Source organism: Novosphingobium sp. 550D (genome assembly GCF_057401885.1).
In genome coordinates this window covers 2,897,322-2,913,294 of the sequence record NZ_CM171613.1, presented here as the reverse complement: position 1 = coordinate 2,913,294, position 15,973 = coordinate 2,897,322, and the positions used below count along the sequence as shown (strand labels likewise).

Below are 15,973 nucleotides of genomic sequence, written 5' to 3'. Positions count from 1 at the left end.
CCCGTCCCTTACTTTGCCGAAGGGGCTGCGCCCGAAGGCTTCTTGCCGTTCTTGATCCCTTGCGGCGTGCTGTCCGGAACGGCCACGACCTGCTGGCCGGGGCGGACCTTGCCCAGACCCTGCGTGATCAGCCTGTCACCGGCCTTCAAACCGTCGGTGACGACCCATTGGTCGCCAATCGTCCGGTCGGCGGTCACCTTGCGAATTTCCACCTTGTTGCCGTTCAGCACCATCACCGTCGCCCCGCCACGCGGATCGCGGCTGAGCGCGCCCTGCGGAACCAGAACAACCTTGGTCTGCTTACCCTGCGAAACGCGGGTGCGCACAAACAGGCCGGGCAACAAAGTGCCATCCGGGTTGGCGAATTTCGCGCGCAGTGCAACTGTGCCGGTGGCCGTGTCCACGGTCACTTCGGAAAACTCCAGCGTGCCCTCGATCGGATACTGGCTGCCGTCTTCAAGGATCAGCTTGACCTTGCCGACTTCCTTGATGCCGCCATCGGCAAAGGTCTTGCGCAGCTTCGTCAGGCTGGCGCTGCTCTGCTGAATATCGACATAGATCGGGTCAAGCGTCGAGATCACCGAGAGCGGATCGGTCTGATTGGCGGTGACCAGCGCGCCTTCGGTATAGAGTGAACGCCCGATGCGGCCCGTGATGGGCGCTGGAACCGTGGTGAAGCGCAAATTGACCTTGGCCGCGTTCAATGCTGCGCGAAATTGGGCGACCGAGGCCGCCGTGGTGCGCGCGGTGGCCGCGGCATCGGTGTAATCCTGCTGGGCCACGGCCTGATCGGCGGCCAGCGGCTTGTAGCGGTCGGCCTTGATCTTGGCGGCTTCGGCGCTGGCCTGTGCGCTCACCAGATTGGCGGCCGCCTGATCGGCGGCGGCGCGATAGACGCTGGGGTCGATCTGATACAGGGGCTGGCCCTGATGAACCAACTGGCCCTCGGTAAAGAGGCGGCGCATCAGAACGCCCGAAACCTGCGGGCGGACCTGTCCCTGACGGAACGGCGCGGTGCGGCCGGGCAATTCGATTTCCAGCGGAACTTCCGTCAGGCTGACCACGGCAAAGCCCACCTGTGGCGGTTTTTTGTCACGCTGTGGTTCCCCCGAACACGCCGACAGCGCCAGCGCAAGGCCGGCAGCCAGCACGACGAGCCGTCCCGTAAAGGGAGCAATGCGACGGGTATTAAACATGGAGAGCCCCCGGTATTCTGTAATCTATATTCAGCCTGCGCTTTGCCGGTCACAGGCTCCAATCGTCAAGGGCGGCACAGGGGCAGATTGTCGGAAAAAGGGTAATTATTTGTCGCAATTCGTACGCTTTTTGGCCCAGTCTGCGGCGTGTCATAATTATTATGAATGCGGTACATCATTGCGGGATACAAAACCGGTTTCATTCGTTGTGGCGGATTTTGTCGCCGTTGCGGCGGTGGGCGCAGGATCCGGCAAGACGGTGATGCGCACCGCATCGCCCGGCGCAAGATATCGGCGAGCAGCAGCCTGAACCGCTTGCGGTGTGACGGCGCGCAAACGTTCGGCGGCGTGCAATTGACGCTCCAACTGATCCGGTTCGCTTTGCGACAAAGCGACAATGCCCAGCCACCCGCCATTGGTGTTGAGCGTGTTGGCGATGGTTTCCAGCAAGGGCGCACGGGCGCGCAGCATCAGATCGTCCGAAGGCGGCGTCTTGATCAGGTTGTTGACGGCTTCCTCAATGGCCTCTTTGGCCATGGCCACGCTGTCGGTGTTGATCGATGCGGCAATGGTGAATGTGCCGTAATTGCGCCATACCCGGCTCAGATCGCTGCTGGCGCTGGGGGAGTACGACCGGCCCAGTTTTTGGCGCAGGGTTTCGGTCAATTGGATGCGCAACACGCGTTGCAGCATGTTGAGCACCTGTTTTTCCTGCGGATCGCGGTCATCGCGGGTGGGCCATACTTCATAGATCAGCGCCTGATCGGCGGGGCCGGTGTGGGTAATGGTGCGGTCGCCGCGCGTTGCGGTAAAGTTGCGTTGGCGCTGGGTATCATATTGGCGGAACTCTGCCTCTCGTGTGGGCAGGGCGCCAAAGGTGCGCGCGACATCGGCAATCGCGGCATCCTCGTCCAGATCCCCGACAAGGCCGATTTCAATCGCGCCAAGTTGAAGCCGCTCGGTAATGTCGCGCTTCAACTTGGCAAAGGTCAGGCCCCGATAGGCCGTGACGGGTTGCAGGGTAAATCGCGGATCATTGTCCGACAGGATGCCGCCGATGCTGCTCTGCAACGCGCTGCCCGGTGTTGATTTCAGGCGCAGGAACATGGTGTTGGCGTTCTGGTGAAAGATGTTCTCGCCTTCCTGGCGATAGCCCGGATCGGTGATCAATGCGGTCATCATCTGAAGTTGCAGCAAGAGATCCTTGGGCCGTGTCCCCGCCGACGCGTTGAAACTGTCCCCCGTCGCGGTCAGGCCAAGGCTGACAAGATGCCCGGCGGTCAGCGACTGCATTTCATCGAGCGTATGTTTGCCAAGGCCCCCCGTGCCCATCATCGCGGTCATTTCCACGGCCAGCGGATTGTCGCTGGTGGCCAGCATTTGCCCGCCATCAATCGCCAGATGCACCAGCACCGATTGCCGCGACAGGTTGGTGTGTTTCAGGTTCAGCCGGACGCCATTGGCAAAGCGGATCTGGCGGATGCCGAAATGGGGTTCGCGTTTGTCCTCGACCACCACGCCGGGCTTGCCAAAATCGGTATAGGCAAAGGGGGCCGGCGGCGGCTCCATAATGGTGGGCAGGGGCGCACTGGCGGCCTCGTTCCATGCGGTGCGGATGGCCGGGGCGCCGCCATCGGGGGCTCGCCGTCCGGTAAAGCGGATCAGCGGATTGTCGAGCGCCTGCATATCGGCCTTGACCTCGGCCAACACGCGTTGCGGCGTCAATTTGCCCGCCTCGGCCTTGATGAAGCCAAGGTTGACGGCCGGGTTGGATGGGATCGTCCCCCCGCGCAACATGCCCAAGGCCGCATTGGCCAGCGCCACGCTGCCCTGCGTTTCTTCACGCGCGGCCGCGGTTTCGGCAAGGCTGTTCAGCACCGCGACCTGTTCGTCGATCTCGCTCTGGGTAAAGCCCTGTTCCAGCGCGCGGCGCACTTCGGTCGTCGCGGCGGTCAGCGCACGGCGCCAGCGGCCATCGATGGAATCAACGTTGATGGCCGTATCGCGCCCGGCATGAAAAATATCATTGGTGCCAAATTGCGCCGCGCGGAATGGCGGATCCAGCCTGCGCGAAAGCTTCTGCAATCGCCGGTTGATGATGCCATATCCCACCGTCGCGGCTAGACTTTTTCGGCGGTTCGCCCAAGTGTCCGGCTCGTCCCGCCACGGACTGCGACGGCTGATGGTGATATGTTCGGACAGGGATGGGTCGATATAGATTGAATTGCGCCCCGTGTCGGCGCCATCAATCGGCCCGGCGGAGGGTTGCTGGGCGATGGGCGATGCGGCCCAGTCGGTGAATTTGGCACGAATGTCGGCTTCGACCTTGGCCACGTCGAAATCGCCCACCATGACCAGAACGGCCTTTTCCGGCACGTAATTGCGGCGCCAAAATGCGCGCAGAGCCTCGGCCGTGGCGCCGCCCAACGTTTCGTCGGTGCCGATCGGGCTGCGTTGCACATAACGGGCATTGGGGTCGGCAAAGGCAAAGCGATCCTGCGCCTCGCGATATTGCCAACTGTTGCGGTCGCGCTTTTCGGACAGGATGACGCCGCGCTCGCTGCTCACGCTGTCGGGTGAAATGGTCAACTCGCTGGCCGTTTCGCGCATCAGCATCAGTGCCGTGTCGATCAGATCGGGCGTGTTACGCGGCAGATCGAGGTGATAGGTCGTGGTTTCATAGGTCGTGAACGCGTTGGTATGCGCGCCAAAGGCCAGCCCTTTTCGTTCCAGCAGGCGGACCATTTCGCCCTGTGCGACATGGGTGCTGCCCTGAAACGCCATATGTTCGACGAAATGGGCAAAACCGCGCTCCTTCTCGCCCTCGTCCAGCGAACCGACGTCAAAGCGCATGCGGACAATGACCTCGCCCTTGGGCGTTTCATTGTGGCGCAGGATATAGCGCATACCGTTGGGCAGGCGTCCAAAGCGATAGGCAGGATCGGGGGCAATATCGCTCTTTTGAAACGGCCATACGGCGGCCATGGCGCGGGGCGCGGCCGTCGTGCGATGGGCTGTTGCCAGCGAACCGCCCCGCGCGGGCGGGCGGGCGTGGACCGGCGCGGCGATCATGCCCAACAGGGCGGCAAGGACAAGCGGGTGCCAAGGCTGCTTCATTGCGCCAGACTAAGAGGGAAAATCGCGCAGGGGAAGCGGGCAATTGTCGCCGGATTTGCTTGATGCCGCGTCGATAGAGGCGTAATTTCCCCCAAACCGGAGGTGTTTATGGCACAGCAGGACAAGAGCTACTGGTTCCCCGCAAAGCGCTATGGCTGGGGTTGGGGTGTGCCGCTATGTTGGCAAGGATGGGCGGTTCTGGCGGCCTATCTGGCGGTGATCGTCGCGGCGGGCGCCGAACTGGCCGCCAAAGGTCATATGGCGGCGTTCAATGGCGCGGTTGTGATTGCGACCATCGCCCTCATCGCCATTTGCTGGATCAAGGGCGAGCCCCCGCGTTGGCGCTGGGGCAACGACTGATCCAACGAAAAGGGGCGCCCCGATATGGAGCGCCCCTTTCTGATTCGCGACTGCGTTTAAGGCTTACTTGCCGCGCAGCTTGCGATGGTGGTTGAGGTCGAGCACTTCGCTCGGCCCATCATTGTCGAGCAGGCCGAGACGGCGCGCGACTTCCTGATAGGCTTCTTCCTCACCGCCCAGATCCTGACGGAAGCGGTCCTTGTCCAGCTTCTCACCCGAATTCATGTCCCACAGACGGCAACCGTCGGGGCTGATTTCGTCGGCCAGGATGACGCGGCTGTAATCGCCGTCCCAGATACGGCCGAATTCGAGTTTGAAGTCGATCAGACGAATGTTGATCGCCGCAAACATGCCGCACATGAAATCGTTGATGCGGATGGCCATGCTGGAAATGTCCTGCATTTCCTCGTTGCTGGCCCAACCGAAGCAGGCAATGTGCTCTTCGGCAATCATCGGATCGCCCAACGCATCGTCCTTGTAATAATATTCGATCAGCGTGTGGGGCAGCGGTTCACCTTCGGCAATGCCAAGGCGCTTGGAAATCGAACCGGCGGCCACATTGCGCACCACGACCTCGATCGGCACGATCTCGCACTGGCGAACCAGTTGTTCGCGCATGTTGAGGCGGCGGATAAAGTGGGTCGGAATGCCGATGTGGTTCAGGCGCGTGAACACATATTCGCTGATGCGATTGTTAATCACGCCCTTGCCGTTGATCGTGCCCTTTTTAAGCGCGTTGAAAGCGGTGGCATCATCCTTGAAATACTGGATGATCGTGCCCGGCTCGGGACCTTCGTAAAGGATCTTGGCCTTGCCTTCATAGATCTGACGGCGACGCGACATGGGCTTTCCCCTAATTCCTGACTGGATCGGCGATTCATGCCTTTGGCGCCCAGCGCCGCCAAAAGGCAAGCCCGAAGATGCACGAACACACGGCAAAAATGCCGCCAACCCCGGGAAAGGGCGCGCCTATAGGCGAAGCGGGGCGTTGCATCAACCTTTGACCGACACGCTTTATCGAGTTTGAACGATATGATTGACCTGTTTAGGTAAAAAATCGGATTGGAAACCGATGCAATCCGCGTTGCGGGACGGTGGGGTCGTTTTTACCCCTATGCCCCATGAAACACGACATGTTGCAACACTATCGCCGGATGACCGCCATGTTGCTGGCGGTGTGGGGCGCGCCGATCTGGGCACAGGTTTACGGGGCCGCTGATCCGGCCGGGTCCGGGCCGATTGTCGGCGCACTGCGCTGGGTTCAGGGGACGTTGATGGGCACGGTGGCCACGGTCGCCGCCGTGGTGGCCGTGGCGGTGGTGGGCATGATGATGCTGACCGGGCGGATCAACTGGCGATATGGGGCCAGTGTCATCCTTGGCTGCTTCGTCCTGTTCGGCGCGGCCAGTATTGTGGCCGGTATCCAAACCGCGGCGATGGGCCAATGAACGGGCGGGGGGCAACCGCATCAACGCCTCTGGCGCGCGACACTTTGTTTGTCGGCTTGACCCGGCCCCAGATGTTTGCGGGCGTAACGTGGTCTTTCTTCGTCATCAATCTGGTGATCTCGACCGAGGCATTTTTGCTGCTGCGTTCGGGCTGGGTGGTGTTGGTGGCGATGGTGGCTCACGCATTGGGCGCCTTGGCCTGTTTGCAGGAACCGCGCCGGTTTGACCTTTGGCTGACCCGCGCGATGCGCTGTCCGCGTGTGCGCCATTATCGGTTCTGGCGATGCAATTCCTATCGGCCTTGAAAAGCCCCGATTTCGCGGGGGAGGCCGCGGCGGGCCTTCATCTGCCCTATTCGCATATGGTGGATGATGTTACGCTGGCGCTGCGCGATGGCTCGCTATTGCAGGTTATCCGTATCGACGGATTGATGTTCGAAACCGCCGACAGCGAGACGCTGAACTATCGCAAAGATATGCGTGACGCGATGTTGCGGGCGATAGGATCGTCCCGCTTTGCGGTCTATCATCACATTCTTCGCCGCCGGGTTGAACCCGATCTGGCCGGAACCTTTCCTGATGCCTTCAGCAAGGGGCTGGACGAGGCGTGGCGTGAAAGACTGGCCGCGCGCAGGCTCTATGCCAATGACCTGTTCATCACGGTGGTCCGCCGTCCGGCGCAGGTAAAGGGCCTGCGTTGGTGGGGCCAGCCATCAGGCGCGGCAAGGCAACAGGATTTGCGCGCGCTGGACGCTGCGGTTGAACAGGTTTTGGCCGCTTTGGCCGCTTATGGAGCGCGCCGCCTTTGCGCCTATGACACGGCTCATGGCCCCTGTTCCGAGGTGCTGGAATTCCTGTCCGCATTGTTCAACGGGGATATCGGGCCGGTGTTGTTGCCCTATGGCGATGTTGGTCACCATCTGCCCCGCCATCGGGTGTCCTTTGGTCAGGATACGTTGCAACTGGGCGCGCGTTTTGGCGCGATGGTTTCGATCAAGGATTATCCGGGGCAGACCACGGCGGGCATGCTGGATGACCTGCTGCGCCTGCCCTTTGCCATGAATATCAGCCAGAGTTTTGCCTTTGTTGACCGGGGGGAAAGCCTTGGGCGGATGAACCGGGCGCTGCGCCGGATGCGGGCCGCCGATGATGAAGCGATCAGCCTGCGCGAGGAATTGGCGCAGGCCAAGGATGATGTGGCCGCAGGGCGTGCCGGATTTGGGGAGCATCACCTGTCGGTTCACGTCATGGGGGATGATCAAGAGGAGATTGACGCGGGCGTCGCCGAAGTTTTGGCCGCGTTGTGCGATCTGGGCATGGTGGCGGTGCGTGAGGATGTCGGATTGGAGCCGGGGTTCTGGGCGCAATTTCCGGGCAATTTTTCCTATATTGCGCGGCGGGCTTTGATCGGTTCCGCCAATTTCGCGTCTTTTGCCAGCGGACACGGCTTTCCCCTTGGCCGCGCGCGGGGGAATGTGTGGGGCGATGCGGTGGCCCTGTTTGAAACGACGGCGGCGGGGCCGTATCATTTCAATTTCCACGCCAATGGTGGCGATCTGGGCAACTTCTCGGTCATCGGCCCCAGCGGCAGCGGCAAGACCGTCATCACCAATTTCCTGTTGGCACAGGCGCGCCGTTTCGACCCGCGCATCATCCTGTTCGACAAAGACCGCAGCGGGGAAATCTTCATCCGCGCCATGGGCGGAACCTATGAGGCCATGAGACCGGGGATGGCGTCTGGGCTGAACCCTTTGGCGCTGGACGATACGCCGGGCAATCGCGGTTTTCTGATCGAATGGCTGGCGCTGCTGGCCGGGGGCGTTCGCGATGCAGCGGAATTGGATGCGGTGCGCGACGCGGTGGAGGCCAATTATCTGGCCCCGCCGGGATTGCGCCGGTTGCGCCATTTTGTGCCTTTGCTGCGCGGCGGGGCGCGGCCGATGCCCGATGATCTGGCCGCGCGGTTGCGGCCTTGGTGGGGGGATGGCGAACATGCGTGGCTGTTTGATAATGAAGGGGACGGCAGCCTTGACCTGACGCGTGATGTGGTGGGCGTTGATATGACGCTGGTGCTGGATCATCCGGCCTTGCGCACACCTTTGATGATGTTCCTGTTTCATCAGGTAGAGGCACGATTGGAAGGGCGCCCCGCCATAATCGTGGTGGATGAAGGGTGGAAGGCTCTCGACGATGATCTGTTTGCGCGGCGCTTGCGCGACTGGCTGAAGACTTTGCGCAAGCGTGGGGGCATTTTGGGCTTCGTGACCCAGAATGCCGAGGATGCTTTGGCCAGCCGCATTGCCGGGGCGATTGTTGAACAGACCGCAACCCAAATCTTTACCGCCAACCCCAAGGCGCGGGCGCAGGATTATGTCGATGGGTTCGGCCTAACGCCGCATGAATTCGAACTTGTGCGCGCCATGCCCGATGCGGCGCGATGCTTTTTGGTAAAACAGGGCGGAGAGAGCGTGGTCTTGCGCCTGACGTTGAATGGCGGGGCGCGATGGTTGACGGTTTTGTCCGGACGGGAAAGCAACGTGCGCCGTTTGGACGCCATCCGGGCGCAGGTGGGTGATGATCCGGCCGATTGGTTGCCCGTCCTGCTGGGGGATGGGTAATGGCGGATTGCGGGGGTTTTGATCCGGCGGGGCCATTCGTTGGTGGCGTCCTGGCGGCGGTGGATTGCCGGGCGCTGGGCATGGCGCAGGACGGATGGCGCGCGTTTGGCGGCGGGCCATGGCTGACGGCGGCCTTGACCATTGCCGTGGCGCTGATGGGCTATCGTTTGCTGCTGGGTCACGCGCAGGCGCGTGACGGTATGATGCTGGCATTGCGCATGGGGGCGGTGCTGGCGTTGGTCACGCATTGGCCGGCGTGGGAGGCGGTGGCCTATCGTGTGGGGATTGAGGGGCCGGAGAGCATTGCGGTGACAATTCTGGGCGGGGATGGCGCGCGCGGCGGATTGGCGGCCCGTTATGACCGCATGGCAACGGATATAGACGAGGCGTTGCGCATTGACGGCATGCAGGTGGCCGAAAACAAGGTGCAGCCGGGCGGGAAGGTTCTATCGAGCGAGGCGAGGGAGCAATTGGCCCGGGCGCAACGATGGATGACGGGGGCGGCGCTGGGCGGGTTGTTGGCGCCGCGCCTTATGGTTGCGCTTTTGCTGGGGGTGGGGCCGCTGTTTGTGGGCGGATTACTGTTTAGCGGGGCGCAGGGGCTGTTCATCGGCTGGCTCAGGGTGCTTGTCGGGGCAATGGTGGCCGCTGTTGCGGCGTTGATGGTCCTTGGCTTTGAACTGGACGTGGCGGGGCCGCAGGTGGCGTTGCTGCTGCAAGATCCGGGGGGGAATGGGGCGGATGCCGTGGCGGCGCGGTTGGTTACGACGGCGGGCATGTTTGCGGCATTGATGGTGGTGGTCTCCTTGGCCGTGATGCGGGCGGCATGGTCGATCCGCATTCCCGCGGCGATGCAGGCATCGCAAAATATCCGACGCGCTACATCTTCGCGCGAAACTTTGGCCAGCCGCGTGAGCCATTCGAGCGCGTCGCGTGTGCAGCATTTTGCCCAATCCATGGCGCGCAGCATGAACCGTGAAGTGATGTTGAGCCGGTTGAATAGCGAGAAGACGGTGGAACGTATCGCGCCGACGCCTTTGGGTCAAAGCGGCGGCACGGCGGCGCGCAGGATGCAGCGTCAAACGGGCGCAGCACAAAAACGGGATGGCGCGGTATGACCGAGGGCAACAGGGCCGCCTATTATGATCGGGCGGAAAGCTGGGCGCAGCAACGCGATAATGCCCATGCGCGTTCGGCCCGGCGGGCGTGGATTGTTGCGGGCGTTGCGGTGGGCGTCGCGGGGCTGGAGGCTTTGGCGATGATCGCCATGGCGCCGCTCAAAACCGTGGTGCCCTATACGCTGCTGGTCGACAGCCACACCGGTTTTACGCAAGTTCTGGAAGGGACGCATCCGCAAACCATTCGGCCTGATGCTGCGCTGACCCAATCGCTGTTGGCGCAATATGTCGTGGCCAGAGAAGGGTATGATATCGCCACGATTGAGGAGCAGTATCGCAAGGTCGCCCTGTGGTCGGCGGTTGGGGCGAGGCGCGACTATCTCGCCCTGATGCAACCGGGCAATCCGCAGGGGCCGATCGCCCGCTTTGGCCGAACCAAGGCGCAACGCGTTGGCGTGGAAAGCGTCAGTCCCATCGGGGCGGGCCGCGCCATGGTGCGCTTTTACGCCGACACGCCCGATGGCGGCGGGCGCGAATATTGGGTGGCCATGGTGGATTACCGCTTTTCCGGCGCGCCACAGCGGATGGAGGATCGGATGATCAATCCTCTGGGTTTTCAGGTGACCGCCTATCGCCGCGATCAGGAGGCCGCGCCCGTTCCGCCTGTGACGCCGGTGAAAGCTGGGCCTTTGGTGGCATATCGGGCGCCGGAAATGGCGTCGCAGCCCGAAGCGGTGGCCGCGCCATCGATGCCCGGTCCGCTGCCGCTTCGCCAAAGGCGGTTTGGACCACGCCCCTATCCATCGCAAATCATCCAGCCGGGGGGAGGCGAGCCATGAGGTGGATCTTGGCTCTCACCTTGTTCTGGGCGCCGCCGGTGTATGCAGAGATCACGCCGCGTGCGGGTGGCGGTGATCCTCATTTGCAGACGGTGGCCTATGACCCGGATGAGGTTGTGGCGCTTCGGGTGGCCAATGGCTTTGCCCTGACGGTTCGATTTGGCGGGGATGAGCGGATCGAGACGGTCACTTTGGGCGATAGCGCGGGCTGGGTCGTACAGACCAACAAACGCGCCGACAGTTTGATCATCAAACCCGTGGGCTATGCGCCCACCACCAACCTGACCGTGATCAGCGATGCCAGAACCTATAATTTCACCCTTTACGGCGCAGCTCCCGGTGAAGGGGTGCAGCCCTATCTCCTGAGCTTTACCTATCCCGCGCCGCCGGTTTCCGCGCCGACGATTGAGGGGCGCTATCGGTTGAGTGGCAGCAGCGCATTGTGGCCCAATGAATTGGGCGATGACGGCGTGATGACGCGGATGCGTTGGCCCGACGGCGTCTCGTTGCCTGCGGTCTATGGGGTGAATGCGGCGGGGCGGGTTCTGGTCAATGGGGCGATGCGCGATGGGTTCTATGTGGTGGAAGGTGTGTTTGAACGCCTGACCTTTATTCAGGGCCGCGCGCGGGCCGAGGGGCGGAGGATAGAGCCGTGAACCCGCGCGATATCCGCCCGATTGTTGCCCCGCCCCGCGATATGTTGCCTTTGCCGGTGATGCTGGGCGTTGCGGCGGCGTTGGGCGCGGGCCTGTTCCTATGGATGGAGGGGCAGCGCAAGGTGGTGCCTGAACCGCAGGCGCAGGCTATGCTTTCCGTCCCTCCTCCTCCCTTGGTTTTGCCGGAGGAGGCAAAAGCGCCGGTGCCGGTTGTCACTCCGTCCACCGCACCCAGGACCGTGGTGAAGCCGCCGCCGCCGGTGGTCTATATGCCGCCATCGGCCAATTACCCGCCGCCGCCTGTGGTCCAACCCACGCCGGCTCGCCCCGTGGGCAATCATGAATCCGCGTTGGTCATCGACAATACCACTGGCCATGGTGCGGAGGTGCAGGGGGGCAAGGGCGACGGCAATGAAGGGGGGGAGGAAACAGCCCACGCAACGATCATTCGGGGCCGGTCCAGCACAATCCCGCAAGGAACGATTATCGCGGTCACCTTGGAAACACCGCTCAATTCCGACCGGCCCGGATTGGCCCGCGCCATGGTGGGACAGGACGTGCGAGGCTTTGACGGGACACGCGTGCTGATACCACGGGGCAGCCGATTGATCGGTGAATTCAAGGCCGACAATAGCGCGGGCAAGCGGCGGGTGATGGTGACGTGGAACCGTCTGATCCGGACCGACGGGGTGGCGATACGGATTGCCTCTCCCGCGACAGATGCGATGGGGGGGGCGGGGATCTCTGGGCGCGTTGATACGCATGCGTTGGAGCGGTTGGGCAGCGCAGTCCTGCAATCGGCGCTGACGCTGGGCGTCAATGTCGCGACGGCGGAGGTGAGCCGGGGAGGCACGGCGGTCTATCTGGGGCTGGGCGGCGCGGGGCAGAGTGTGGGACAGCAATTGGCGCCCGGCACCAACCGCCCGGCTACGGTTAAGGTAAAGGAAGGGGCGGCCATTGCCGTGCTGGTTGCGCGGGATCTGGATTTTGCCGGTATGCCGGGGCTGCGCTGATGCCTTTGGCGACGCTTGCGGCATGGTTGGCGCCATTTGCCTCCTTTTTGGCGCAGGGAGATGTCACCGATATATTCGTGAACCGCGCCGGTGAGGTATGGGTCGAGCGTTTGGGTGGCGCGATGGAGTGCCTCGCCATGCCCGAAGTGGACGAGGCGCGGTTGTGGCTGATCGCGCGCGGTTTGGCCGGGATCACGCATCAGGGGATCAGCCGCCAGCACCCTTTGATGGCGGCTACCCTGCCTGATGGTGCGCGGGTTCAGATTGTCGCGCCGCCCGCCGCGCGAGCGGGCATGGCCATGGCCATCCGCAAACATGTGGTGGCCGATATGGGGCTGGATGAGATGGGCGGGCAGGGTTTGTTCGACGGCACCCAGTTTCATCAGGGCATCGTTCCTGCTCGGCCGGTCCCGGCGCCGCAATTGGGGCAGGGGATGGGCGATTATCTGGCCCAGATGGTGCGGGAGCGGCGCAACATCCTGATTTCGGGCGGCACGTCGAGCGGCAAGACGACTTTCCTCAACGCCCTGATCCGCGAAATTTCGCGTGATGAAAGGTTGGTGACGATTGAGGATACGCCCGAATTGACCATCCCTCACAGCAATGCGGTCGGCCTGTTGGCCGTGCGCGGCGAATTGGGGGAGGCGCGCGTTGGGGTCGAGGATCTGTTGCAGGCATCGCTGCGGATGCGGCCGGACCGTATTTTGCTGGGCGAACTGCGCGGGCGGGAGGCGTATAGTTTCCTGCGCGCGGTGAATACCGGCCATCCCGGTTCGATGACCACCATCCATGCCGACAGTCCCGAAGGTGCGATGGAGCAATTGGCGATGATCACCTTGCAGGCGGGATTGGGGATGAGCCGGGGGGATATTGTCGAATATGCGCGATCGGTCATCGACATCGTCGTGCAACTGGAACGGCGGGATGGGACAAGGCGGGTGAGTCGGATCGTCACGACTCGTCCGTAATGGCAGAAAATGCGTGGCAAGCGCCTCGGAAATCGCAGCAGATAGGGGACAATTTTGGTGCGCCGTCCATTAAAGTTGCATGATGGATCAAAGGATTACATCATTGGCTCGGGTTGGGCTGTTCGTGATCGGCGCGCAAAAGTGCGGGACGAGCAGCCTGTATGACTATCTGGCGCGGCACCCTCAATTGAATGGCGGCAGGGCCAAGGAACTGCATTTTTTTGATGACGAAGGGCGTGATTGGTCGCGCCCGGATTATCGCCCATTGGAAGACGGATTTGGCCCAGACGATGGTCGGATTTGTTTTGAGGCGACGCCAATCTATGGCTTTTTGCCAAAGGCGCTCGATCGGATTGTGGACTATAATCCGTCTGCGCGGTTGATATTCATGTTCCGTGACCCGGTGGAGCGGGCGTGGTCGCATTGGTGCATGGAATATGCGCGGGGGATTGAATCTTTGCCCTTCGCCCAGGCGATCCGCGAGGGGCGCAGGCGGGTTGTGCGCGAAGGAGAGGTGGGTTTGCGCCACTTTTCCTATGTAGAGCGCGGGGCCTATGGGGTGCAGGTGGCGCGGGCCATGACGCGATTTGCGCGCCACCAATTGCTGTTTATTGAAAGCGGTGATTTGGCGCGTGACCACAGGGGCGTGTTGCAAAGGGTTGCCTCGTTTTTGAATATTGAGCCTTTTCCCGTTGTTGCCCCGATCAGGAGCAATGCGCGGCCAAGGATCGCGTATCCCGCATGGCCCGACGGCGACGACTGTCGGTATATTTTGGAAAAATTGTCTGCCGACAGACCTTTATTCGAAAGGTTGACCGGCATTTCGACCCGCACATGGGGGATGGGGTTAATGCGCGATTGAGCGCGAGCGATGGGTTTGATAGGGCAAGGTCAACATGCCCGATGACACCCCAGCCCAGACCCGCGCGCGCCTTTTGCTGGCGGCTGAAACACTTGTGGTGGGTGAAGGGGTTCATGCATTGTCGGTGCGACGCATTGCGGCGGCGGCCCATGCCAATTCGGCGCTGATCCGGTATCACTTTGGCGGGACGGATGGTTTGCTGCGCGAACTGGCGCTGCGCAATGGGGCGATGATTGCGGATGCGCGCGCCGACTGGCTGGCACGGGGCGATGGGTTTGAGGCAACGGTCGATGCCTTGATCCAGCCCCTGTGGGCGCAGGCGGCAATGAGCGGGGATTACCGGGCGATTGTCGTGCTGGATGAGATTTTCTCGCGCGCGGAACCGGCCCTGCATGACGAGATATGGGCCATGTTTGACGATGGCGTGGCACAGGTCCGGGCGCGGTTGGCGGCGGCCTTGCCCGGCGTTGATGATGAAACATTGGGCTGGCGGATAAGGTTTGTGACGGCGGCGGCTTTGGATGTGCCGCCGCGTGACGCAAGGCGCGAAGGGCGCGAAAGCCGCGAGGAAAGGCTGGAACAATTCCGCCGCTTTGCCGTGCATGCATTAGGTGACCTATGAGCCAGACGACGATTTTTGAAGTGATGTCGGGCCTTTGCCGCGATTTGGGCGCGATCAATCTGGGGCAGGGCTTTCCCGATATGGAAGAGCCGCAGGAGATCATCGCGGCGGCCCAGCGTGCCTTGGCAGAGCGCAGCAATCAATATCCGCCGATGCGCGGTTTGCCCGAATTACGCGCGGCGGTGGCGGGGCTTTACGGCGTTTCGGCCGCAGAGGTGATCGTCACATCCGGCGCGACCGAGGCTTTGGCCAGTGCGATTTTGGCGCTGGTAAAACCGGGTGATGAGGTGATTTGCGTTCAGCCGCTTTATGACGCTTATCTGCCGCTGGTGGCGCGGGCGGGCGGCGTGGCGCGGTTGGTGAACCTGCGCCCTCCGGCGTGGAGCCTGGATCTGGATGATTTGGCCGCCGCCATTACCGACAGGACACGGCTGATCATCCTGAACACGCCCAACAATCCGACCGGCACCGTTTTGGACCGCGCGACGTTGGAGGGCGTGGGCGCTTTGGCTCAGAAGCACGGGCTTTACGTCCTGGCCGATGAAGTGTGGGAGGCGACTATCTTTGATGGATCCAAGCCTTTGTCGGTGCTGGATATTCCGACTTTGCGGGATCGGTCGGTGAAGGTCGGGTCGGCGGGCAAGATCTTTTCGCTGACCGGGTGGAAGATCGGTTGGGCGGTGGCCGCGCCCGAATTGGCCGAGCGGGTCGCGGCCAGCCATCAGTTCATCACCTTTACCACGCCCACGCCTTTGCAATGGGCGGTTGCCGAAGGGCTGGCGTTGGGGGATGAATGGTTCGCTGCGCATCGCGCACGCTATGTGGCCAGCAAGGCGCGTTTGGTCGGCGGACTGACGCAGGCCGGTTTTTGCGTTTTGCCGTCGGCGGGAACGTGGTTTGTGACCATCGACCTGTCCGCGTCGGGCTTGCCAGCCGAGGATGAGGCTTTGGCGCAACGTCTGGTGCGCGTGGCGGGGGTGGGGTCGATCCCGGTGTCGGCCTTTTATGCCGATACGCCCGAAAGGAACTATCTGCGCCTGTGTCATGCCAAGCGGGACGAGACATTGGATCGGGCGGTGGAGAAGCTGGCCGCGTTCAAGGCGGCGCTGTAAGGAAAAGGCCGGTTGGGCAAGGGGCCGAAACCCCTTGCAACCCCA

General features: G+C 62.3%; 15 protein-coding genes. 12 read left to right on the top strand and 3 right to left on the bottom strand.

Features of this window, described 5'->3' with window-relative positions:
- Positions 1–8 precede the first annotated feature (8 nt).
- Both AC2S2E_RS13850 and AC2S2E_RS13845 read right to left on the bottom strand, forming a co-directional pair.
- Positions 9–1,196: an efflux RND transporter periplasmic adaptor subunit gene (locus AC2S2E_RS13850; protein ID WP_486522749.1), complete on the bottom strand. Its 1,188-nt coding sequence runs from the start codon at positions 1,194–1,196 to the stop codon at positions 9–11.
- Between the two features lie 159 nt (positions 1,197–1,355).
- On the bottom strand, positions 1,356–4,313 hold the full coding sequence (locus AC2S2E_RS13845; protein WP_486522748.1) for a M16 family metallopeptidase: 2,958 nt from the start codon (positions 4,311–4,313) through the stop codon (positions 1,356–1,358).
- Between the two features lie 108 nt (positions 4,314–4,421).
- Here AC2S2E_RS13845 and AC2S2E_RS13840 point away from each other — a divergent pair, with 108 nt between their 5' ends.
- Positions 4,422–4,673, top strand: coding sequence for a hypothetical protein (locus AC2S2E_RS13840; RefSeq protein WP_476103579.1), 252 nt, complete (start codon positions 4,422–4,424; stop codon positions 4,671–4,673).
- Positions 4,674–4,736: 63 nt separating this feature from the next.
- Here AC2S2E_RS13840 and purC read toward each other — a convergent pair whose 3' ends face one another.
- The gene (purC, locus tag AC2S2E_RS13835) at positions 4,737–5,516 is read right to left on the bottom strand and encodes a phosphoribosylaminoimidazolesuccinocarboxamide synthase (protein ID WP_476103581.1); all 780 of its coding nucleotides are present in this window, start codon (positions 5,514–5,516) and stop codon (positions 4,737–4,739) included.
- A gap of 320 nt (positions 5,517–5,836) precedes the next feature.
- Between purC and AC2S2E_RS13830 the strand changes: the two genes are divergently transcribed.
- The 11 genes from AC2S2E_RS13830 to AC2S2E_RS13780 all read left to right on the top strand — a co-directional run bounded on the left by AC2S2E_RS13830 (position 5,837) and on the right by AC2S2E_RS13780 (position 15,928).
- Positions 5,837–6,121 (top strand): TrbC/VirB2 family protein, encoded by a 285-nt coding sequence (locus AC2S2E_RS13830; RefSeq protein ID WP_486524607.1) that lies wholly within the window; start codon positions 5,837–5,839, stop codon positions 6,119–6,121.
- A complete protein-coding gene (locus AC2S2E_RS13825) occupies positions 6,118–6,426 on the top strand; it encodes a VirB3 family type IV secretion system protein (RefSeq protein ID WP_486522747.1) in 309 nt (102 codons plus the stop codon). Before AC2S2E_RS13830 ends, AC2S2E_RS13825 begins: the two co-directional genes overlap by 4 nt.
- On the top strand, positions 6,405–8,738 hold the full coding sequence (locus tag AC2S2E_RS13820; protein ID WP_486524606.1) for a VirB4 family type IV secretion/conjugal transfer ATPase: 2,334 nt from the start codon (positions 6,405–6,407) through the stop codon (positions 8,736–8,738). Before AC2S2E_RS13825 ends, AC2S2E_RS13820 begins: the two co-directional genes overlap by 22 nt.
- Complete coding sequence (locus AC2S2E_RS13815) at positions 8,738–9,856, top strand: type IV secretion system protein (protein WP_486522746.1); 1,119 nt, start codon at positions 8,738–8,740, stop codon at positions 9,854–9,856. Before AC2S2E_RS13820 ends, AC2S2E_RS13815 begins: the two co-directional genes overlap by 1 nt.
- Complete coding sequence (locus AC2S2E_RS13810) at positions 9,853–10,695, top strand: VirB8 family type IV secretion system protein (protein WP_486522745.1); 843 nt, start codon at positions 9,853–9,855, stop codon at positions 10,693–10,695. Before AC2S2E_RS13815 ends, AC2S2E_RS13810 begins: the two co-directional genes overlap by 4 nt.
- On the top strand, positions 10,692–11,351 hold the full coding sequence (locus AC2S2E_RS13805) for a TrbG/VirB9 family P-type conjugative transfer protein (protein WP_486522744.1): 660 nt from the start codon (positions 10,692–10,694) through the stop codon (positions 11,349–11,351). Before AC2S2E_RS13810 ends, AC2S2E_RS13805 begins: the two co-directional genes overlap by 4 nt.
- Positions 11,348–12,364, top strand: a complete 1,017-nt coding sequence (locus tag AC2S2E_RS13800) for a TraB/TrbI/VirB10 family type IV secretion system protein (RefSeq protein WP_486522743.1) — start codon at positions 11,348–11,350, stop codon at positions 12,362–12,364. The genes AC2S2E_RS13805 and AC2S2E_RS13800 overlap by 4 nt, the downstream gene beginning before the upstream one ends.
- A complete protein-coding gene (gene virB11 / locus AC2S2E_RS13795) occupies positions 12,364–13,332 on the top strand; it encodes a P-type DNA transfer ATPase VirB11 (RefSeq protein WP_486522742.1) in 969 nt (322 codons plus the stop codon). The genes AC2S2E_RS13800 and virB11 overlap by 1 nt, the downstream gene beginning before the upstream one ends.
- A 103-nt stretch (positions 13,333–13,435) precedes the next feature.
- Entirely contained in the window at positions 13,436–14,194 is a 759-nt protein-coding gene (locus tag AC2S2E_RS13790) for a sulfotransferase family protein (protein ID WP_486522741.1), read from the top strand.
- A 34-nt stretch (positions 14,195–14,228) separates the two neighbouring features.
- The gene (locus AC2S2E_RS13785) at positions 14,229–14,816 is read left to right on the top strand and encodes a TetR family transcriptional regulator (RefSeq protein ID WP_486522740.1); all 588 of its coding nucleotides are present in this window, start codon (positions 14,229–14,231) and stop codon (positions 14,814–14,816) included.
- Entirely contained in the window at positions 14,813–15,928 is a 1,116-nt protein-coding gene (locus tag AC2S2E_RS13780) for an aminotransferase (RefSeq protein WP_486522739.1), read from the top strand. The genes AC2S2E_RS13785 and AC2S2E_RS13780 overlap by 4 nt, the downstream gene beginning before the upstream one ends.
- The last annotated feature ends 45 nt before the right edge of the window (positions 15,929–15,973 follow it).

Bases quoted from the DNA above. Each gene is read 5' to 3' on its own strand.
- AC2S2E_RS13850 (WP_486522749.1), bottom strand. From the start codon at position 1,196: ATGTTTAATACCCGTCGCATTGCTCCCTTTACGGGACGGCTCGTCGTG.
- AC2S2E_RS13845 (WP_486522748.1), bottom strand. From the start codon at position 4,313: ATGAAGCAGCCTTGGCACCCGCTTGTCCTTGCCGCCCTGTTGGGCATG.
- AC2S2E_RS13840 (WP_476103579.1), top strand. From the start codon at position 4,422: ATGGCACAGCAGGACAAGAGCTACTGGTTCCCCGCAAAGCGCTATGGC.
- purC (WP_476103581.1), bottom strand. From the start codon at position 5,516: ATGTCGCGTCGCCGTCAGATCTATGAAGGCAAGGCCAAGATCCTTTAC.
- AC2S2E_RS13830 (WP_486524607.1), top strand. From the start codon at position 5,837: ATGTTGCTGGCGGTGTGGGGCGCGCCGATCTGGGCACAGGTTTACGGG.
- AC2S2E_RS13825 (WP_486522747.1), top strand. From the start codon at position 6,118: ATGAACGGGCGGGGGGCAACCGCATCAACGCCTCTGGCGCGCGACACT.
- AC2S2E_RS13820 (WP_486524606.1), top strand. From the start codon at position 6,405: ATGCAATTCCTATCGGCCTTGAAAAGCCCCGATTTCGCGGGGGAGGCC.
- AC2S2E_RS13815 (WP_486522746.1), top strand. From the start codon at position 8,738: ATGGCGGATTGCGGGGGTTTTGATCCGGCGGGGCCATTCGTTGGTGGC.
- AC2S2E_RS13810 (WP_486522745.1), top strand. From the start codon at position 9,853: ATGACCGAGGGCAACAGGGCCGCCTATTATGATCGGGCGGAAAGCTGG.
- AC2S2E_RS13805 (WP_486522744.1), top strand. From the start codon at position 10,692: ATGAGGTGGATCTTGGCTCTCACCTTGTTCTGGGCGCCGCCGGTGTAT.
- virB11 (WP_486522742.1), top strand. From the start codon at position 12,364: ATGCCTTTGGCGACGCTTGCGGCATGGTTGGCGCCATTTGCCTCCTTT.
- AC2S2E_RS13785 (WP_486522740.1), top strand. From the start codon at position 14,229: ATGCCCGATGACACCCCAGCCCAGACCCGCGCGCGCCTTTTGCTGGCG.
- AC2S2E_RS13780 (WP_486522739.1), top strand. From the start codon at position 14,813: ATGAGCCAGACGACGATTTTTGAAGTGATGTCGGGCCTTTGCCGCGAT.